This window comes from Pseudoxanthomonas sp. Root630 (assembly GCF_001427585.1).
Lineage (GTDB): Bacteria > Pseudomonadota > Gammaproteobacteria > Xanthomonadales > Xanthomonadaceae > Pseudoxanthomonas_A.
Genome location: NZ_LMGY01000012.1, coordinates 471,498 through 489,389, shown reverse-complemented (window position 1 = coordinate 489,389; position 17,892 = coordinate 471,498). Strand labels below are relative to the sequence as shown.

Genomic DNA, 17,892 nt, shown 5'->3' with positions numbered 1-17,892 from the left:
GCTCATTCAATCATCAGGTTGGAGCCGCTAAAGGTCGACCAAAGGCGCACCAAGGCCAACGTGTCCAGCGCGCAGTACGCGATCAACTGCCGTTCGATCTCCGCCCTTCGCTCCCGCGTGGTGGTGGGCGCAATGGCCTCGGCATACGCTTGCATGGCCATGCCACCGTCCTGGACGCCTTCCAGCCGTGCATAATCCAGATCCGGACATAGGGAGGGCAGCACCGCCTTGATGCTCCAGCTCCCTTCCTGATCGGGGTGGTAGTAATGCTCTCGTGCCACCGGGAGCAGATCCACGACACGCTCGGCCAGGGCCTTCAATGCCGTGGCCATGCGTGGGAAGCGCGTCGCGAGCTCGAGGATCCGCGACTTCTCGAAGCCGGCGTTGTAGGCAAAAATCGGCCCCTTGTCGCCACATGCCGCAACCAGCGTTTTGGCAAAACCCAACGAGGGATCCTCGCCCGACAGGTCCAGGAAGGACTGGTGCTCCAGCTTCCCTGTCCTGGACAGGCGATGCACACTGAACTGGAACGGGATCTGCTGGTAGGGACGCGTGCCTTTCCAGACCGGGACCGCGAACTGGATGGTCTCGAAGTCCATGAAGTAGGCGGGCAACTTGTGTGGCTGCAGCGCCAGGGCTGCCGACTTCCTGTCGAAGAACGCCTTGCCTGACAACGCCGCCTCCTTCACGCGCAACTGCTTGGCGTTCAGAAGTGCGTCGGGTACATCCCGCAGGTCCGTCAGATCCTCCGCATCGATCAGTTCCTGGAGCGCGTTTCCCAGCCTTCCGGGCAGCTGGCTGATCGGATGCTCGGTCGCTGGCACAAGCCCTTGGCAATAGGCGCTGAATCCACAGTCGAAGGGCGCGCTACATTGCTTGCCCATCTTGACGACCGGTTCCGCCCGACTCGCCACGACACGCTGGGCATCGGCAATCCAAGTGCGAACCTCGGCTTCCCGGTCGAGCGCCTGACCGATGACGTCGGTCTCCTGCAGCAGGCCTGCGTAGTCGCCGCCTCCGGGATAAACCCAGGCGCTGTCGATACACGCCACCGAGGCGCCGGCCAACGCCACGCCGGTCTCACGCGCAATGAATACCTGGATGGCCGCATCATCAAGGTGGTAGTCCTTGACCGAGGTCGACGACTTCACCTCCACCATCTTCCATGCCAGCTTGCCGCCCTTCCTGACAGGCAGCATCACGTCGGCAAGGGCCAGCGCTTCATCCGTTCGGAAGCCGGCTTCGAAAATCGGCTGCGGCGAACCCAGCAGTTCCTGGGTTCTCGCAAAAACGCTTTCGAAGCCCGCCTGTTGTGGATCGAGCAGGACACCCTTGCCCTTAGGGTCGTACAGCTGTTGCGCGATGTCCCCGACCTGGTAACCGCTTTCGAAGCGTGCCTGGGCCTGCGCGGAGTCTTCCCGCAGTTCGGGGCGATGGACTTCCAGCCAGACGCGTTTCGGACATTGCCGGTACGCAATCAACTTCGACTTCGACAGCACTCGCCCCACGACGCCCCCATCGTTTCGACTCCCACAAGCCCCACTCAGTGTACGAAGCCCATCGGCCGCCTGCTTCCACCCTTGAGCGCGATTTCCGCTCCCAGCATAGCCAGCAGTTGGCCGACACTTCCGATGGGACGGAATCGATTCTGCCGCATCATCGCGGCGAAATCCCCGGGGGCAAGGTGCCCAAGCCGGGCGACCGCCGCCTCGTCGGACGGATCCGGCACCCCCAAGCCCAGCGCCTGACAATGGGTTCGAAACAGGCCCACGGCCTGATCCGGCTGCAAAAAATCCAATCGGACCTTGGCATCGAAGCGCCGCAGGGCCGCGGGGTCCAACCCCTCGATCAGGTTGGTCGAGGCAATGAAGACGCCGGGAAAGGCCTCCATCTGGGTCAGCATCTCGTTGACTTGCGTGACCTCCCACGGGCGCTGCGCCTCCTTGCGGTCGCGAAGGAAGCTGTCGATCTCGTCGATCATCAGCAGCGCGCCGTCCAGCTCCGCTTCCCGGAACGCCCGGGCAAGGTTCTTCTCGGTCATGCCGATGTAGGGGGACAGCAGGTCCGAGGCACGCCGCACCTGCAACGGCACGTCGAGCTGCTGGGCCAGCCAGCGCCCGAATGCGGTCTTGCCCGTGCCTGGCGGTCCATACAGGCACAGGCGTCCCGCGCGAACCGCCTTGAGTCCATCGGCAATGGCCTGGAGGTCGGCATCGGGATTGAGGAACGCGAGGTCGTAGGTACTGGGCAGACGGTTGGGATCGTGGCGGATCAAGCGAGCATGTCCCTGCGCCTCCAGCGTGTTGCCGATCAGATGCTCCAGGGCGCGTTCCGCACCTGCACGATCCAGGGCCTTGTCCATGGCGCGCACGACGGATGTGGCACGTGCCACCACCGCAGGGGACAGGCGGTCCGATTCAGCAATCCGTGCCACGCAGTCGACCCCGACCAGGTCCGCGCAGGCGCGCTCGATGATGCGCTGCCGTTGGGTCCGCGGCGGAATCGGCAGCTCGACGACCATGTCGAACCGGCGGATAAAGGCCGGATCGACACTGGTGATCGAGTTGGACAGCCAGAATGTCGGCACGGGCGCATCCTCGAGCATCCGGTTCATCCACGCCTTCCGTGTCTGGGCGGTACTCTTGCGCCCGAAGAACTCGCTGCCGTCATTGAAGACGTCTTCCACTTCATCGAACAGGATCAAAGAGCGACGCTTGGACAACAACGCCTGGGCCGCCCGGTAGGCCCGGAGCCGCCGCTCGCCTTCGACCGGGTCGCCATCCTCATTCTCGCTCGAAACCTCGAACAGGTCGCAGTTCATCTCGCTGGCCAGACGCCGTGCCAACTGCGTCTTGCCGGTGCCGGGCGGGCCGTGCAGGAAGATGTTCACGCCACGCCGGCTCTTTGACAGCGCAAGGCGCATGTACGGCTGCAGGATGGCGAGCGATTCCTGGATATGACCAAAGTCCGACAGGGCCAACTCCGGAGCTGCGGCCAGTGCGACGGTCCCTCGGAGCAGATCAATGGGATCCGCATCGGCGCTGGTCATCCGATCCGCGAAGGTTGGCGACAGCAGATCGAGCTTGCCCCGAACGCTGCTACTACCCTGCCGGTTGATCGAGAGAATCCCGGAACGCGAAAGTAGCCCCTGGGGACTCAGGGACTGCGCCACCCGGTGTTCGGACAGCTCCAGCAGGCGCGAAAGCGCACGCACCACTTGCGTCGTCGAAAGCGAATGTCCCAGCCAATCACAGGCATTGTCCAGCATCTCCTCCTGGTTGACCAGCACCGCAAACTCCAGGATGCGGCAGTCGGTTGGGGTGAGCTCGAGCATCGTGCCCAACCGCGTGACGTTCCGGGCCAGGACGGCGGGGGCTCGGGTTCGATCCCGCCGCGCCTCCGCGGCCTGATGCTTGGCGTTCAGCTCATCCATGACGCCCGTTCGGTCGAAGCGATCCGAAACCAGGGATACGTGCTTCCTAAGTCCCAGCGCCACCGCAATGTCGTCATCGGCAAGGCCGCGAAAACGCACGAACTTGCGATGCCCCCTCATACGCATCAGAAGGCGCAAAATCCAGAGGCGCAACAACGGATAGAGCTTCTGACTCACCTCGGGCAGTCCGCCGTCCTCGGTCAGTTCATCGATGTCGTCGTCGTACATGCAGCCCTCCATCTCAGGGAGACCAGTGTCCATGTGGCTGCGACATAACGTGTCGCTGGACAACGCAGCTTTCGTCGCACGATCGACCGAGCATGCCACCATGGGGACACTAGGCCACCGCCGCGAAGTTCCCATGTCCTACATAGCCCGCACTGCCCTGAAACGGAACGACGAGCGCCTGTACGTGTCCCACACCATCCTCGCGGCGCTGGCTGCCGACGGCGCGTTGCGGGGAGCATTTGTGCTCGACCAGATCGACCAGGCGGAGGGCTTTGCCGGCGGGGACTATTACATCGAAGATCTGCCAATCGACTTGGCGTGCGATCGGCGTCAGATCCGGTCCCGCCTTAGAACGGCGATGCTTCACGGTAGGCCCGTCTGCATGGGGCGGGCAGCGAGCTTCACTGACTACGGGGAATTTGCCACATGCTTCACCCACTACTTCCAGATCGATTACTACCACCTGCTGCTGAAGGTCGAGTCCAAGGTCAACAACCTGGACTGGGAAAATCGTGCCCCAACGCCCATCTTCGGGCACCTCCACTTCTACGGTGACGCGCATGCATCGCAGCGCGATTTCGACCGCATCCGGCAATCCGAATACAAGCAGGCGGAACGCTTTGCGGTGCAGCACGTAGTCCGGGCTTTGGCCCAACTGGATGGCGCCGCGCGCGATGCGGCGGCCCGGAAGCTCCTAGCCAGGCTGGGAAGAGTTCTCGGTTAGCGCGAGAAAAGAGGGGGCCTGGCGGGGCGTGGCATACTCGCCGTGTAGCTGGGGGAGCTTAATTCGTGGCGATGACTGCGCAGGCCTTGAAGGAACGCCATCGGGAGATTCGCGATGGGCAGCCGGAGGCGCTGCGCCTTCGCATCCACCGCGCCCTGAGTTGGCTGATCCGCTCCGAGCAGGAGTCGGAGGATCTGGACACGCGCTTCATCCTTCAATGGATCGCGTTGAACGCAGCCTACGCGCGTGAGTTCGGGCGCGAGGAAACGGAGCGGGATCGGGTTCGTGGCTTCTTTGAGACCTTGGTGAAACGGGACAGCGAACGGCGCCTGCACCAGGCGTTGTTCCAGCAGTTCAGCGGCCCGGTCCGGACCCTGATCGACAACAAGTTCACCTTCGAGCCATTCTGGACCGCCATGCGCACGCACGACTCCAGCGGCCGCTGGGAGGATAGCTTTGCCAATGGCAAGAAGGCGGCCTTTGCTGCCGTGATGCTGGGTGACACCGCCAAGGTGCTCGGGATCGTCTTTGATCGCCTGTATGTGTTGCGCAACCAGCTGGTCCACGGCGGTGCGACTTGGGACAGCCAGCTCAACCGGTCCCAGATCGCCGATGGCGCGGCCATCCTGGGCACGTTGGTACCGCTGGTGCTGTCGATCATGATCGAGCAGTCCGACCAAGACTACGGCGAGGTGCTTTACCCCGTCGTCGGTTGAACGTTGTGACACCGCCGGTCGGGCGGCCTGCGTTACCAGAAATCGCCGCCTTGGATCACCGATGCTATCGGCGACTGCTACGGATGGCCGCTGCCATCGTGTTGACGTGGATATCCACCACCTTGTCGATGGGTTGTTGGTAGCCGCCTGCGAGCACCCAGGCCACCGCAACACCCAGTGTGCGGAGACCGTCGAACACGCACTCGTCCCGATACGCGAGTTGGTCCGTGGTAAGGAAGCCGCCCAGCGGATCGTCCAGATGTGGGTCGGCGCCGGCTTGGTACAGCACGATGTCGCAAGCGGAAAGGCGCTTGAGATCTTCGTCGATGTTGGCCAGGAAGTCCTGTGCCTGCGCTTCCAGGTGCCACTGCTCGCCGGCGGTTAGGTGGACGACATCTGCACATTTGAGCTGCTCCAAAATATCCACCGTGCCGTTTCCGTAGTGGTAGTCGTAATCCAAGATGCCGACCCGCATGCCGGGATGCTTCGCCTGCAGCGCCAAGGCGGTCACCATCAATCCGTTGAAGGTGCAAAAGTCTGCCGCCTCATCCCAGCTCGCGTGATGGAACCCGGAGACGGGGGCCGCCACCGCAGCCTTGGCAATAAGGGCCCACGTCGCCGCCGTCAGCAACGCTCCACTGGTGTAGATCAGGCTGTCGACGACGTCCCGGTTCTTTGTGCCGAAACCATTGGCAATGCGTAGGTCGAGGATACCGTCCACGAAGTCTGCATCATGCGCTCGGATCAGATCCGACCGGTTCACGGGAACCGGGGGGCGCACGATGAGCTCTGGCCAGCGCGATTGCCATGCCGCCATCACCAGCGCCGGCTTGGCCGCACTGGGGGAATAGCCTTGTACAGGCGCATTGACTCGGTCGCTGTAGACAACGCGCATGTTAGCTACCGAGTCTGAGGTGCGGATGGGACATCGCAATCACTCTGGCAAGCTCGGTGATCAGTGCGTTGCTGTTGAGTCCGTGGGGTCCGCCCAGGAACGGCGTGACGTACAGCGCCGCCCTCTCTTCCTGATAGCGAAAACACCTTCTGGCAACTGGGTCACTGGTACTCAGAACGAACTCATCAGGCTGTCCATCGAAGCCGAACGCGCTTGCAAAATCGTTCTTGAATGTGACCCCGGTGCCAATGATCACCTTCGGAGCGTGCTGTGCGCGAATCTGGCGAAAGAATGGGAATCGCTTCTCCCGGCAGCGCTGGTAGTACGTCGACTTGTCCTCAAGGTAAGGGTGCGATCGATAGGCTTGCGCCCACGCATCGGACCGGACATACGGCGACGCCAAGGGGAACAGGTTGAGCTTGAAGTTCCGCCCACCCTCTACGTACAGCTTCTCCGCCATGTACGGACGGTACGCGTGAGGGGAGAGATCAGGGTTAGCGTCATCACCGGACAAGAGCGCCTCCAGCGCTATCAAAAGTTTGGCCACCTTCTGGTGGTACTGCCAGCGATAGAAGTCCGGATGGTCCGCCCTGAACTCCGGCGTCCAAGCCCCTGGGTGCGGTTCGGGCTGGAGTTTGGTCCCTAGATCTTCCAACGCGCCGCCATGCTCGATGCCGCATATCCACAGATCGGCGTCGGGGTTGCCGCCATCGACCCCCGCGAAGGAACCGATGAAACGGTCGAAGTCCTGATCACCGTCGCCCATGCGTCCCTCCCCTCCTGGACCATCGCTGGATTCTGACGATCCCAGAATAGTAGACAACGCGACATAACGTGTCGCAACGCGCTGGACGATAGTGGCCATGCCGCTGCCTCCACACCCGTCCAATCCGGGATATCCAGTCTGGGTACGAACCGCCCTGCTTGAACTGGAAGTTAAGTACGCGTCGGCGTGCCGCGGCCCCAAGGGACAACAGCTTCAGACGCGGGTGATGGCCCTGGGCGGAGACACCGGCGGCCATCTGTCGACTTACCAGCGGCACACACTGGCCCGGGCATGGATGTCCGCAGGCCGCGGCATTCCAGCACCCCCGACGCAACGCTTGCCCGCCGTGCTGCATTTCCTGACCCGAATGGCATTACAGGATTCGCTGCTCGAGTCTTGGGTGCTGGCACTGTGCGGGGAGCAACTCGCACGGCAGGGCTGGGAGCCCCCGGGAAGTGCGCTTTGTCGCATCGTTAAGACGCAGACGCGCCGCACCCTGTGCCGGTACTGGGAGTGGTTGCTGGTGGCCATTGCCTCGCGAGCCGGGCAATCCATCGCCTTGCCCCTGGCACTGGACGATCGCATCACGGCAGCCCGCGTAGCTGTACTGCTCTATGGCCCACGCGGCCTGACGACCCTACTCCGTCGTTTGCGCGCGTGGGAGGCCATGCTGACGCGCGGCAACCCGGCCGAGTTTGCGTCCTTTGCGACCGCACACCTGCACCTGTTCGCTCCCAACCTCAAGAAGCACCGGATTGAGCCCACGCTGCTTCGGCTTTGGGGCTCGGCACGTGATCAGTGGCAGTCGGCCCCGAGCATCCCACACTGGACTGCTTCAACTCCCTCTGCATTTTTGCCACCGTCTTGAGGATCCGGTCATCCAGCGGACCGCTTCCGGGAAAGCAGGTCAGAAGCACGCGCTGAATGGCCTCGGGCATCCGCTGCACCGGGGCGTCATGGCCGATCGTCAGCATCGTCAACCGAGAGGAAGCGCGGGCAGCCTCGGCAAAGCTCTGCAAAGCTTCAACATTCAGTTCCGACCGTTGTTGCACGAGCCAGTCGCACAACCACTCCGCCGTCCTGTGCAAGGGGCTGGTGGTTGGCAGCTTCAGGTTCTTGGGTCCCCCGACCTCTTTCACGATCCAGTGTCCCGCATTGGACAGTGTCAGCGACGCCGTGGCGCCCTGTACGCCATCATCCCCGCCGTGCAGGGACACCACCAACGTCGCGTAGCTGGCGACCGCCATCCAGTAGGAACGCACACAGTGTTGCATCTGCTCTGACTCCTGCCGAAGACGCTCAGCGGAATGGAGCACTTCGATATCGACCCGAGTGTCGATGCAACCCAGGGGCGCAAACAGCGGCGTGACGTCCTGATCCGCCAAAGGTGGCGCCAGGTGGGCGTTCCATAGCTCAGGCTCGCGGTTCCACTTCAGATCCAGCCAACGCGACGCAGCGTGGACCAGCTGCGTACTGGTCTGCCCGGCGAGCCACGCCGAGGCCACCGCCTCCGCGTCGAGCCCACAACGCTGCGCCGGAGCCAACGCCCGCAGCGTTTCCGCCACCGTTCGCTCCGCCAGATCCCAGTAGTCATCAACGCAATACCGGAACTCGTCATCGAGCAGGCGCTCCGCCTCCTCGAGAGCCACCACCCAGTCTGAGACCGTGGCCGTTCGCCCGACACTGCGTAGAAAGCGACGCCCCCGTACCGAAATGAACTGATTTGCGCTATCCGACGGGAACTGGTATCGGCTGAGCACATGCAGCCGGGCCAGCTGCGTTCCGCCCGGTGTCGGGGTGTGTGGGCCCAGCGCACCGAGGATCTCTGCAGTCTCGGAAGTCGAGAGCCGTTTTGGCGATCCCAGGTCGCCATACGCGGCCGCCCGTCTGGCCACCCACACTGGAATGTCCAATTCCCGCGCGAGAACCCGCCAAAGCGGTTGGCCGGCATCGATCGCGTCGGCAGTCTGCGGCAACCGTCCTTCACTCAGCTCCGTGAGGAGGCCAGGCGCCGCCTCCAACGCCTGCATCCGCCGGCGCTGGACGACCTCACACGCCGGTCCTGCCATGTAAATGACCGCCGCCGGCGGGCGCAGCCTTCCGTCAAAGGGAAACAGGCTGCGCGTTAGGGAGACTTCCAGGTCCGAAAGCCTTTCTTCCAGAACGGGCATGAGCCTTGATGCCCAGGACTGGGCCAACTGGCGAGCCGCGGGCGTGCGGTGCGGGCAATACTCCTCCGGCAGGCCCACCGCGTCCTCCAGCAGTCGTTGCAGCCCCGAACAGACAGCGGAAACACCCTTGTTGAGCGGATATCGCTCGGCCGCTGGATACGCGGGATCGAAGTTCGCGTCGTGCAGTTGCTGGTGCCGTGCCCAGCCCAAGCGGAACCGATCAACGGGAAGATCCCGCACGTGAGGCACACCCCTGGCATCCACACGGACGACGCGGACAGTCCCAATCACCGGCCAAGTACCGAGGCTCGAATCAACCAGCAAGGAGCAGATGCGCTCGCCTCGCGGCATGAGCAGCCCCGGCACTTCGTCGAATAGCGGAACCCGGCACCTGCCGGCCAGTCGCTCGCTCTGTTCCTGGGCCACGTCCCAGAACTCTTCCTGGCAACCGAGGCTCCGCAACACTCCGTCGAGTGACATGTCGGGCGACGCCGCCTGAAGATCCCATCCTGCGGAAATCCGTGCTTCACCCCCATCGTTAAACCATGGAGTCGGATCCAACAAAGTCCTCAAACCCAGGTTCCATGGCGGTTCGACCACCTGCGTTCGGTTGCATGCCGACATCTGGGCAAAGCTGACCACGCCCAGCGCTCGAAGCCAGTCCAGCCAGTGCTCCAGACGGCGCCGGAGTGCGCCAGCCAGGTTCAACGACATCCCACCAAGCCTCCCGTAGAACCGAATCGTCCTATGGAAGGGGCTGACTACGACAACCAGTTGGCCGCCAGGTACATCAACTTCTGCCGCCCTCGCGTGGGCGGCTCCCTCGGTTAGCCCGGAAATGAGCGGGCATAAAGCCCACGAGCCGGTGCCCGTGGGTCGAAGCTCGACAAGTGCCCAGGAATGCATTCTCGGGTTACAGGGTTTCATGGCGGCTGTAGCTTGCCCAAGCCCTGCGACATCAATTGTCGCAGGCACTCGATCGCGTTGGCCCTAGGCGAGTTGCCTGCGCCCCGGTTGCAACCACACGTCAACCTTCAACACCCGTGGCACGCCGCAGATTCACAAACGACAGCGCAGAGACGGCGTCTCCAATCACTCGCCTTGAATCGTCACCAATCGCACGAGTACGTCGCTCCTAGCCTCCTGCTGGGCCGAAAGTACAACCAGGGTCTGGTCGCTTACAACCACCGGGTGGCTTGACTCGAGGGTCGCCACAACCTGGTCAACGTGATCGATGCCTGCCGCTAAAGGCATCCTGATATGGACGCAGCAGGCCGCAAGCGCAGGGGCTGAATGTAATGGCCGCCGCGCGTGGAGCATGGCGATGACTGCCCTTGCAGCAACGTCCGGGGTCAACCCGGTGGCATAGACAACTTGCAGCTCACCACCAAACGCCAGGGCCATGTCGATGTCGGCCTGGTCAACTGAAATAATCCCGGAACCCTCAATCGAGCCTATGAGGGTATCGTTAAGTGCGCGAATGTCGTCCAAGGGATCTTCCCCGAGTGAAATCCGCAGGCCGGGACTGCGGACAGTCCCACCCTCAATCAGGTTCCGACTGGGAACGTTCATGGCAACTTCCCACTATTCCAAATTACCCGCGCTCGCGCTTTGCGCTACGCACGCCCAGACAACTATCCGCCAACGGCGACCACGGGCGGCACACCATAATCCATTCCCGCAACAGCGAAGGCGGATAGCAGGGTGTGGTTCGGCGCTGCCAGCTCCCCGTGGAGCCGCGCGGTGCACGCGTCATCAGACGAACCCTTCCGCAATCAGAGAGCACCCAGCAGCGTTGATATGGTGGCGCTCGTCGGCGTTGAGTCCACGCCGACGGGCCAAACAGGTACAGAGGGTTATTGGTCACCGGCCGGCAAGCGTGGCACTGTCCAATGGTGGCCCCATTGATGCTGAGTCCCGACATGAAGCACCCCCGTGTCATGAAGCCCGACTTGTTGACCGAAATTCGTCGTCAGTTCCGCCTAGACTGGGCTGGGCACCACGGCTTCCCGCATTGGGCGAGGGTGTACCGTCATGGCCTGTACGTCGGCCGAGCTGTTGGCGCGGACCTGCGGGTGGTCGAACTGTTCGCATTTCTACACGACTCGCAGCGGCAGAATGAATACACCGACCCTGAGCACGGCCACCGCGCCGCAGACTACGCCTGTTGGCTGCACGCAAGGCATCGATTCGAGCTCGATCGATCTGCGCTGGCACTGCTGGTCGCGGCGTGCTAAGGGCATAGTGACGGGCATCTGGAAGCCGACCCCACGGTGATGACCTGCTGGGATGCCGACCGGCTGGATCTTGGGCGCGTGGGGATCAAGCCGGACCCGCGCCGTTTATGCACCGAACCTGCGCGCGACGGCGATTACATCGAACGTGCCTGGCGCCGGGTGGGAGGCGCGGCGGCGAAGGACCAAAGTCCTCGTGCCCACGATGGGCAAAGCAAGCCCTCGCGCGGTTGGTGGGTAGACGAAGAAGGCATCGTGCATTTGGAGGACTTCTAGCCCACCGCTAGGTCCGGTCCGAGGTTGTTCGCGAAAACGGGGGTGAACCCAAATGTTCATCCCGCACCAACGCGTCAAGGTAGTCCGCCCAAGCCTGCATCATTGCCTTACGTTCAGCCATATACTCCGCATGGTTGTAGCTGGCGCGCACCTTGTCGCGCTCAGCATGTGCCAATTGCCGCTCGATGACATCGGAACGATAGCCCATCTCATTTAACAAGGTAGATGCGGTGGCTCTGAACCCGTGCGCTGAAAATCCAATGCTGTCTTTGCCATTGAAGCCCATTCGCTCAAGCGCTCGGTTCAAGGTGGTCGCGGTCATGCAGTCCTTCGGGCGACGGTAGTTCGGGAAGAGCATCCCCCTCCCTCCCGTATGCGTGTGTAACTCCCGCAACAGTTCAACCGCCTGCTTTGACAACGGCACGATGTGCGGCTCACGCATCTTCATGCGCTCGGCGGGTATGCGCCATTCCGCGTTGTCCAAGTCAAACTCTGACCAGAGTGCTTTCCGGAGTTCGACCGTACGGACGAATGTCAGCAGGAGCAGATGCAGCGCGATCACCGTGGTCCGGTATCCACCGTACTTGTCCAGCGCCCCAATGAAGTCCTTGATCTGACCTTTGGTCAGGGGCTTGCGGTGTTCAACCTTCGGGCGGTGGATGGCACCCCGCAGCGCCGCCGCAGGGTCACTGTCAGCACGCAAGGTAGCAACTGCATAACGAAAGATTGCCGAGGACCACTGACGCACTAACAACGCGACGGTTGCAGCTCCTCGCTCTTCGATTCGTCGGATGATTTCCAGAAGGTGTGCTGCCGTAACGCTGCGAATCGGCAGCTTGCCGATGTAGGGGTAGACATCCGCCCCCAGGAAGCTCTCCACCTGACGCTGGTAGTAGGGCGTCCAACGACTAGCCTTCTTCGAGATCCACTCGTTTGCGACCGCCTCGAACGTATTGGCGTTGGCCAACTGGGTGGACAACCGTTCAACCTGCCTGTTGTGGGACGGATGAATCCCTTGCTTGACCAGGCTGCGGGCTTTGTCGTGCTCGACCCGGGCCGCTGCCAACGACACCTCTGGGTACTCGCCGATCGCGAAGAGATTCTCCTTGTCGGCGATGCGGTACCGGTACCGCCAAAGCTTCTTGCCACTGGGACGGACCTCCAGAAAGAGGCCCCCACCGTCTGCGAGCTTGAGGGGCTTGCCCCCTGGCTTGGTTGTTCGAATTCGCGCGTCGGTAAGGGGCATGTGTGCGGGTATCGGGCTCTCGATACCCGCAACGATACCCGCATTTCTTCTGGCTTGCCATGGACAACTACGGACAAACTTGTACGCTAAATTGCTGTTTTTGAAATATTTATAGCCTGTCGCTGGACTATTCTGGACGCCCTTGGATGGCGATGCTAGTTGTCGATCATCAACAGCATCGCTCAGGCTCCTTGTGCCTGCGAGGCGGCCGTCGCGGCCGGGCCCTCGGGATAAAGCGCGGAAAAGGTCGCGGCGAACGCCTCGATGTCGGATTCCGGCGTCGCCCACGACGTCATCAGCCGGATCACCGTGGTGCCGTCGCCGCGACGTTCCCAGGTTTCGAACTCCACGTACTGTTGGAGGCGCTCGACCAGCGCGCCCGGCAGCACCGGGAACAGCTGATTGCTGGGCGAGTCGACGGCCAGCGGCACACCGGCCTGCTGCAGGATGTCCCGCAAGCGCGCCGCCATGGCATTCGCATGCGTCGCCAGCACGAAATACAGGCCGTCTTCGAACAAGGCTTCGAACTGCGCGCCGACCACCATGCCCTTGGCCAGCATCGCGCCGCGCTGCTTGATGACGTGACGGAAGTCGGTGCGCAGCGCGGGATTCACGATGACCAGCGCCTCGCCGAGCAGGGCACCGTTCTTGGTGCCGCCGATGTAGAAGGCATCGGCCTCCGTCGACAGCAGCGCCAGGTCGACATCGTTGCCGGGCGTCGTGAGTGCGGAGGCGAGGCGCGCACCGTCGATGTAGAGCAGGAGGTCGCGATCGCGGCAGAACACGCCGAGTGCCTGCAGTTCGGCCGCACTGTAGAGCGTGCCCCACTCGGTGGTGTTGGAGATGTAGACCAGCCGCGGCTTCACCATGTGTTCGCTGCCGTGACCGTCCAGGCAGGGCTGGATCAGTCCGGGACTCAGTTTGCCGTCCAGTGTGGCGACCGTCAGCACCTTGTGGCCACCGGCCTCGATCGCACCGGTTTCGTGCGTGGCGATATGGCCGCTGGCCGGCGCGATCACTGCTTCGTGCGGGCGCAGGAAGGCCGCCAGCGCAACGAGATTCGTCTGGGTGCCACCGGCGAGGAAGTGGATGTCGGCGTCGCGGCCGAGGCGCTCACGGATCAGCGCGGCAGCACGGGCACTGTGAACATCCAGCCCGTAACCGCGATTGATCTCCGCGCTCGCCACCGCCAGCGCCTGCAGCAGGCGCGGGTGCGCGCCCTCGCTGTAGTCGTTGCGCAGGCTGATCCTGGCGTTGTCGGTCGCGATCTCCATCACAACCCTTTCGCCGCTTCCGCGACGGCGCGGAACAGCGCGCGGCCCTTGTTCATCGTCTCGTCCCATTCCTTCTCGGGGTCGGAGTCGTAGACGATGCCCGCGCCCGCCTGCACGTGCAGGCGGCCGTCCTTGATGACGGCGGTGCGGATGGCGATGGCGGTATCGGCATCGCCATGCCAACCGATGTAGCCGATGCTGCCGGCGTAGACGTTGCGCTTGATCGGTTCCAGTTCGCGGATCACTTCCAGCGCGCGGATCTTCGGCGCACCGCTGACCGTGCCGGCGGGGAACGTCGCGCGCAGGACGTCGGCGTAGCTCAGGCCGGGCAGCAGCTTGCCGGTGACTTCGCTGACGATGTGCATCACGTGGCTGTAGCGCTCGATGACGAACTGCTCACCCACCTGCACCGTACCGGCTTCCGACACGCGGCCGGTGTCGTTGCGGCCCAGGTCGATCAGCATCAGGTGCTCGGCGCGCTCCTTCGGGTCGGCGAGCAGCTCGGCTTCCAGCGCGATGTCTTCGTCGTGGGTCTTCCCGCGCGGGCGTGTGCCGGCGATCGGGCGGACGGTGACTTCGCCCTGCTCCAGGCGCACCAGGATTTCGGGCGACGAACCCACCACCTGCACATCGCCGACATCGAGGAAGTACATGTACGGCGAGGGATTCAGCGCACGCAGCGCGCGGTAGACATCCACCGGACGCGCATTGAACGGCACGCTCAAGCGCTGGCTCAGCACCACCTGGAAGATGTCGCCGGCACGGATGTATTCCTTCGACTGTTCCACCGCAGCGATGAAGCCGTCATGGGTGAAGCCGGACACGAAGTGGCTCTCGTCCAGCACGTCGCGGGTGATCGGCGTGGGATACGAACCCGGCTGGCGCAGCTTGGTGGTCAGCGCATCCAGCCGCGACTGAGCCGCTTCCCATGCGCCGGCTTCGCGCGGATCGGCATGCACGATCAGGTAGAGCCGGCCCTTGAGGTTGTCGAAGACCGCGACTTCCTCCGACAGCATCAACAGGATGTCGGGCGTACCGAGTTCGTCCGGCTTGTCGCCGGTAGCCAAGCGCGGCTCGATGTAGCCGATGCACTCGAAGCCGAACCAGCCGACCAGACCCCCGGTGAACCCGGGCAGGCCCGGCAGGCGCGGCACCGAGTACGCCGTGCGCAGCGCTTCGACTTCGGCGAAGGGGTCGTCCACATCGCGCGACTCCACCAGCTGGCCGTGGTCACGGATCTGCAGGCGATGGCCATGGAAAGTGACCACGCGGCGCACCGGCAGGCCGATGATGGAATAGCGGCCGAAACGCTCGCCGCCTTCCACCGATTCGAACAGGTAGGTATGCGGCGCGTCGGCGAGTTTCAGGTAGACCGAAAGCGGCGTGTCCAGGTCGGACAGCACTTCACGGACGACAGGAACACGATTGTAGGAGCCGAGGGTATGGCCTTCAGCAGCGAACTGCTGGAACTGGTCGTGCGAGATCAAGCGGGCTTTCCTTCCGGGACGCGGTGGCAGGGCGGGCGACGGCTACGGGCCACCATCGCCAGCTGCGGCGTGCGGAAAGTTTGGAAAGCGGGCGCGTGGGGTGGGACACGGCCCTACTCTACCCGATGCCCGACCCCACCGGCCAGCCGGTGCCGGCTCACCCCCGCAAGGGGCAGTCGGCCGGCAGGTGCATGCGGACCCGGCCAGGCACGCAGGCCACATGGAACCGCCGCGACTGCACCGGCTCGCCATCCAGGTTGAGGGTCATCGGCGCGTCGGCGCTCAGTTCCACCGACGCCAGCCGCGCACGCACGGCGACCCGGTCCAGGGCCGCGTGCTTGCCGTCCTTGATCAGCGTACCGACAGTCGCCGCGACGTCGCCCGAGAGTTCCGGGACGATGGTCAGGTCGAGCTGGCCATCATCGATCCGCGCATCCGGGCACAAGGCCTGTCCACCGCCCGCCTGCCGCCCGTTGCCGAGACCGAGCGCGATGAAGTCGCCCTGCCAGTCGAAATCCGGGCCTTTGATGCGCGCCGCCATCGGTTCTATGCGGCCCAGCTTGGCGATGCCGGTGATCAGGTAGGCCAGCCCGCCGAGCATCTTCTTGAGCCCTTCGTCCGTCTCCACGGTGACCTCGGTGCCGAAGCCGCCGCTGGCCAGGTTCGCGCACCAGTGCGGGCCGTCGTCGGCGTCGATGCGGAGGAGATCCACGGGAGCCGGCATGGCATCGCGGACCAGGTGCAGGGCGGCCAGGGGTGCGTCCGGAATGCCCGCCGCCGTGGCGAAATCATTCGCCGTGCCCATCGGCACCAGGCCCAGCGAGGGCAGCACGTCGGCCGGCTCGTCCCGATGGGCGAGCGTGGTCGCCACTTCGCTGAGTGTGCCGTCGCCGCCTGCGGCGATCACCGTGTCCACGCCGTCGGCGATGGCCTCGGCGACATAGCGCTCGGCATCGCCGTCTTCCCAGGTGACGCGCACGTCGAGCGTGATGCCGGCCCCGCGCAGCTCGCTCACCGCTTCACGCAGGGCCTCGTCGCCGGCGGATTTTCCATTGAGGATCAGACGCCAGCGGGGTGGGGGCATGGGGGTTCCTTCGTGGACAACGCGAGCTTAGCGCCTCTCCTGTAGGAGCGACGTGAGTCGCGACCGCACGCCCTCAGGGCGAATGAATCGCGTGATCCAAGGACATGGACGCTCAGCCTCCGCGGTCGCGACTCACGTCGCTCCTACAACGGCATAAGCGCTGTCACGCCCCCGTCACAGACGGTGCGTAGTGTGGAAGGCCATAGCAGGGACGACGGGCGGAGGCAGGATCAGCCTCCAATTCTTCCAGGGCGGTGGCGCAGGCCATCGCCCTTCTGCTTTTCAGGCGCCGCGCGCTTCGGCCACCGCGGTGCGCATGCGATCGATCACGTCCTTGTAGTCCGGCGCGTTGAAGATCGCCGAGCCCGCGACGAAGGCGTCCGCACCCGCCGCCGCGATCTGGCCGATGTTGTCCGCCTTCACGCCGCCGTCGATCTCCAGGCGGATGTCCTTGCCGGTCTTGTCGATCATCGCGCGCACGGCACGCAGCTTGTCCAGCGCCGACGGAATGAAGGCCTGCCCGCCGAAGCCCGGGTTCACCGACATCAGCAGCACCAGGTCCAGTTCCGGCAGCACCCAGTCGAGCACGTCGACCGGCGTACCCGGATTGAGTACCAGGCCGGCCTTGCAGCCCAGCGACTTGATCAGCTGGATCGTGCGGTGCACGTGCTTCGAGGCTTCCGGGTGGAAGCTGATGATGCTGGCGCCGGCCTCGGCGAAGTCCGGGATGATGCGGTCCACCGGCTCCACCATCAGATGCACGTCGATCGGCGCGGTGACGCCATGCTTGCGCAGCGCACTGCACACCAGCGGACCGATGGTCAGGTTGGGCACGTAATGGTTGTCCATCACGTCGAAATGCACCCAGTCGGCGCCGGCCTTCAGCACGTTGTCGACTTCCTCGCCCAGGCGGGCGAAGTTCGCGGACAGGATGGACGGGGCGATGATGCAGTTCGACATGGCGGGGCTCACTTGCGCTTGCGCAGGGTCTTGATGCGGTCGTAGGCGGCGTTGATCTCGCCGGCCTTCTGTTCGGCCTGGCGGCGCAGGTCTTCCGCGGCGCCGGCCATCTTGTCGGGGTGGTACTGGGAAATCAGCCGGCGATAGGCCTGGTCGACCTCCGCATCGCTGGCGTCGCTGGTCAGGTCGAACACGCGGTACGGGTTGTCGCGGCTGAGCTTGAACCAGTCCTCATCGAAGGCATGGCCGATGATCAGGCCCACCAGCCCGCCCAACGGGTGGCGCATCAGCAGCCAACCGGCCACGAATCCCAGCAGTTTTCCGTACCAGCGCTTCATTCGGCCCGCCTTCTCCGGCAATCGCGCCATTTTACGGCACACACGGGCTCCAAGCGCCGT

At 63.9% G+C, this 17,892-nt stretch carries 16 protein-coding genes; 4 read left to right on the top strand and 12 right to left on the bottom strand.

Features of this window, described 5'->3' with window-relative positions:
- Positions 1–2: 2 nt before the first annotated feature.
- Positions 3–1,508, bottom strand: coding sequence for a DUF2779 domain-containing protein (locus tag ASD72_RS08340; RefSeq protein WP_056879457.1), 1,506 nt, complete (start codon positions 1,506–1,508; stop codon positions 3–5).
- Positions 1,509–1,543: 35 nt separating this feature from the next.
- Positions 1,544–3,661, bottom strand: coding sequence for an ATP-binding protein (locus tag ASD72_RS08335; protein WP_056879830.1), 2,118 nt, complete (start codon positions 3,659–3,661; stop codon positions 1,544–1,546).
- 31 nt (positions 3,662–3,692) lie between these two features.
- Between ASD72_RS08335 and ASD72_RS08330 the strand changes: the two genes are divergently transcribed.
- Entirely contained in the window at positions 3,693–4,385 is a 693-nt protein-coding gene (locus tag ASD72_RS08330; protein WP_235577974.1) for a hypothetical protein, read from the top strand.
- A gap of 71 nt (positions 4,386–4,456) precedes the next feature.
- On the top strand, positions 4,457–5,101 hold the full coding sequence (locus ASD72_RS08325; RefSeq protein ID WP_056879455.1) for a HEPN domain-containing protein: 645 nt from the start codon (positions 4,457–4,459) through the stop codon (positions 5,099–5,101).
- 64 nt (positions 5,102–5,165) lie between these two features.
- On the opposite strand, the gene ASD72_RS08320 is transcribed toward ASD72_RS08325, so the two are convergent.
- From ASD72_RS08320 to ASD72_RS08305, 4 genes are all read right to left on the bottom strand, one after another.
- Positions 5,166–5,996, bottom strand: a complete 831-nt coding sequence (locus ASD72_RS08320; RefSeq protein WP_056879454.1) for a hypothetical protein — start codon at positions 5,994–5,996, stop codon at positions 5,166–5,168.
- Position 5,997: 1 nt separating this feature from the next.
- Complete coding sequence (locus ASD72_RS08315) at positions 5,998–6,861, bottom strand: hypothetical protein (RefSeq protein ID WP_155944544.1); 864 nt, start codon at positions 6,859–6,861, stop codon at positions 5,998–6,000.
- 641 nt (positions 6,862–7,502) lie between these two features.
- On the bottom strand, positions 7,503–9,647 hold the full coding sequence (locus ASD72_RS08310) for a PcfJ domain-containing protein (protein ID WP_162250367.1): 2,145 nt from the start codon (positions 9,645–9,647) through the stop codon (positions 7,503–7,505).
- Between the two features lie 378 nt (positions 9,648–10,025).
- The gene (locus ASD72_RS08305) at positions 10,026–10,424 is read right to left on the bottom strand and encodes a hypothetical protein (protein ID WP_056879451.1); all 399 of its coding nucleotides are present in this window, start codon (positions 10,422–10,424) and stop codon (positions 10,026–10,028) included.
- Between the two features lie 431 nt (positions 10,425–10,855).
- On the opposite strand from ASD72_RS08305, the gene ASD72_RS21310 reads away from it, so the two are divergent.
- Together ASD72_RS21310 and ASD72_RS21485 are read left to right on the top strand one after the other, a co-directional pair.
- Entirely contained in the window at positions 10,856–11,170 is a 315-nt protein-coding gene (locus ASD72_RS21310; RefSeq protein ID WP_200948850.1) for a hypothetical protein, read from the top strand.
- A 39-nt stretch (positions 11,171–11,209) separates the two neighbouring features.
- Entirely contained in the window at positions 11,210–11,443 is a 234-nt protein-coding gene (locus ASD72_RS21485) for a hypothetical protein (RefSeq protein ID WP_235577973.1), read from the top strand.
- A 7-nt stretch (positions 11,444–11,450) separates the two neighbouring features.
- Here the strand turns inward: ASD72_RS21485 and ASD72_RS08295 are convergent, their stop codons facing one another.
- The 6 genes from ASD72_RS08295 to ASD72_RS08270 form a co-directional block, all read right to left on the bottom strand.
- A complete protein-coding gene (locus tag ASD72_RS08295; protein ID WP_056879450.1) occupies positions 11,451–12,689 on the bottom strand; it encodes an integrase arm-type DNA-binding domain-containing protein in 1,239 nt (412 codons plus the stop codon).
- A 182-nt stretch (positions 12,690–12,871) separates the two neighbouring features.
- Entirely contained in the window at positions 12,872–13,963 is a 1,092-nt protein-coding gene (locus ASD72_RS08290) for a beta-eliminating lyase-related protein (RefSeq protein ID WP_056879449.1), read from the bottom strand.
- Positions 13,963–15,450, bottom strand: coding sequence for an anthranilate synthase component I (gene trpE / locus ASD72_RS08285; RefSeq protein WP_056879448.1), 1,488 nt, complete (start codon positions 15,448–15,450; stop codon positions 13,963–13,965). Before trpE ends, ASD72_RS08290 begins: the two co-directional genes overlap by 1 nt.
- Before the next feature lie 157 nt (positions 15,451–15,607).
- Positions 15,608–16,534, bottom strand: coding sequence for a lipid kinase YegS (gene yegS / locus ASD72_RS08280; RefSeq protein ID WP_056879447.1), 927 nt, complete (start codon positions 16,532–16,534; stop codon positions 15,608–15,610).
- Positions 16,535–16,816: 282 nt separating this feature from the next.
- Positions 16,817–17,494, bottom strand: a complete 678-nt coding sequence (gene rpe / locus ASD72_RS08275; RefSeq protein WP_056879446.1) for a ribulose-phosphate 3-epimerase — start codon at positions 17,492–17,494, stop codon at positions 16,817–16,819.
- Positions 17,495–17,502: 8 nt separating this feature from the next.
- Positions 17,503–17,832 carry a DnaJ domain-containing protein gene (locus ASD72_RS08270; RefSeq protein ID WP_056879445.1) on the bottom strand — a complete coding sequence of 110 codons (330 nt, stop codon included), beginning with the start codon at positions 17,830–17,832 and terminating at the stop codon, positions 17,503–17,505.
- Positions 17,833–17,892: the final 60 nt, after the last annotated feature.